This is a genomic window from Pseudorhodoplanes sp. (genome assembly GCF_035565855.1).
GTDB lineage: Bacteria > Pseudomonadota > Alphaproteobacteria > Rhizobiales > Xanthobacteraceae > Pseudorhodoplanes.
This window is the reverse complement of sequence record NZ_DATMRX010000116.1, coordinates 1-2,180: the sequence shown is the minus strand read 5'-3', so window position 1 is coordinate 2,180 and position 2,180 is coordinate 1. Positions and strand designations below refer to the sequence as shown.

At 63.3% G+C, this 2,180-nt stretch carries 2 protein-coding genes; one reads left to right on the top strand and one right to left on the bottom strand.

What is annotated here, in order from left to right; genetic code table 11:
- The coding region (locus VN004_RS06600) for a mannose-1-phosphate guanylyltransferase/mannose-6-phosphate isomerase (RefSeq protein ID WP_325608201.1) at positions 1 to 1,439 on the bottom strand (1,439 nt) is incomplete at its 3' end.
- A gap of 340 nt (positions 1,440 to 1,779) precedes the next feature.
- Here VN004_RS06600 and VN004_RS06595 point away from each other — a divergent pair.
- Positions 1,780 to 2,180: hypothetical protein (locus VN004_RS06595; protein ID WP_325608199.1), on the top strand; the 401-nt coding region annotated here is incomplete at its 3' end.

The following is a 2,180-nucleotide window of genomic DNA, read 5'->3' as shown; positions in this document are numbered from 1 at the left end:
ATGTCGTCCTCGCCGAGATAAGCGCCGGACTGCACCTCGATGAGGTTGAGGGGCATCTTGCCTGGGTTCTCCAGCCGGTGCATCGCACCGAGCGGAATGAACAGCGACTCGTTCTCGCCGAGCAGCACCTCTTCATCGTCGCGTGTGACCAAAGCCGTGCCGTTGACGACCACCCAATGCTCGGCGCGATGGAAGTGCTTCTGCAGCGACAGCTTGCAGCCGGGATTGACGGTAATGCGCTTGACCTGGAAGCGCTCGCCGACATGGATCTGCTGATAGTAGCCCCAGGGCCGGTACACGCACTGGGTCTGCGTCGCCGAGCTGTGGCCTTCCTGCTTCAGACGGGTGACGAGCTTCCCGACATCCTGCGAATTGTTCTTCGGCGTCACCAATACGACGTCCGGTGTCGCCACCACGACGAGATCCTCGACGCCGAGCGCGGCGACCAGCGGGCCATCGCCGCGCAGATAGCAGCCGCGACTGTCTTCGGCGATGACTTCGCCGATTTCGACATTATCGTCGGCGGTCTTGTCGCCGACTTCCCAGAGCGCCGACCAGCTTCCGATATCGCTCCAGTCGAAACGCGCCGGGACGACGGCGGCACGGTCTGTTTTCTCCAATACCGCCTTGTCGAGCGAGATCGACGGGCAGGCCGCCAGCGGCTCTTCGCGCAGCCGCAGGAAGTCGAGATCGAGCGATGCGGTCGCGACCGCGCCGCGCGCCGCCTTCAGCACCTCGGGGGCGTGCCGCTCCAGTTCGCGCAGGAACACACGAACCGGGAGCAGGAAAATGCCGCTGTTCCACAGGTAGTCGCCGCTGGCGATGAGTTCCGCGGCGCGCGCCGCGTCCGGCTTTTCGATGAATTCGCCGACTTCCTGGACGCCCGGCGCCGCCTCGATCGGCTGGCCGCTCTTGATATAGCCGTATCCGGTCGCCGGATGCGTCGGCTGGATGCCGAACAGGGAGAGCTTGTGATGCTCGGCCGCCGCAGCAGCGGTGTCGATGGTGTCGATGAAGGCGGCGTTGTCACGGATGAGATGGTCGACTGGCATCACTAGTAGTGTCGTATTCGGGTCGATCTTGTTGACGATCAGGGCAGCGACGGCCACCGCGACCGCGGTGTTGCGCCGGACGGGTTCCAGCACGATGGTCGAATCGGTGACGCCGAGCGAGCGCAACTGCTCGGCGATGACGAATCGATGTTCCTCATGCGCGACCACCAGCGGCGCCGTGAATTTGTTGCGGTCCGCTACGCGCATCGCGGCCTGTTGCAACAACGTGTGCTCACCGATCAGCGACAGGAGTTGCTTCGGATAGGTTTCGCGCGATAGCGGCCACAGCCGCGTTCCGGCTCCACCGGACAGAAGGACCGGCACCACGAGGCCGTCTTTCAGATCGATCTTCTTCTTCGTTGGCGCCAACAGTTCGCGCAGGGCCATGTTGTGCATCCTTTTCTGAGGTGACGCGTGCAATGAAATTTGTGGCGACGAGAACCTGCGCAATGTCTGCGGCAATAAAAGGTCGGAGCGCGAGAATAGCCACAATGCGCGAGGCGGCGGTCTCCACGGATGTCGCGCAGCGCTTCATGCGGCTGACGGAACGAACCGGTCATAGAACTGTTACCTAACGCGAAGTTCCGGACGCTTTGCGTGAATTCGCGGCAGTTCGCCAAATGAACGGGCACCAAGGCAACGTCCGTGTGCCGAGAACATAAGCAGCCAAAGGGCGGGGGCGCCGGTGGAGTCATTAATACAACGACTGTTTCCTCCCGGTTGCCTGGTGGTGCCTTCTGCGTCGGTTCCGAAGGCGCAGCGCTTCGTCGTGATTCCGGGCGACGACGGTCCGCGCTGGATTGCGCCGCTCGATTGGAACCTGTCCGAGAAGGTGCTGCGGCAATGGTCGCCAATCGCGCGCGCGTCGCGGGCCAAGTGGCGGCTCGCGATGATTGCGCACCGTCTGCAATGTATCCGACATATCCCCGGCGCAGCCGTCATCGGCATCGCCAATCTCGACCGGTCCGCCTGGGCACATGTCGGCGTGACCGGCGAGAGCCAGATCGTGCCCGTGATCTATGTCGCCCGCCCGTCGACGACGCAGAAGGCGGTTATCAGCCTATTGTCGGCGGAGAGTGGCGAGATCGATCGCGTCGTGAAAGTTGCGCTGGGCTCGCACGCTTGGTC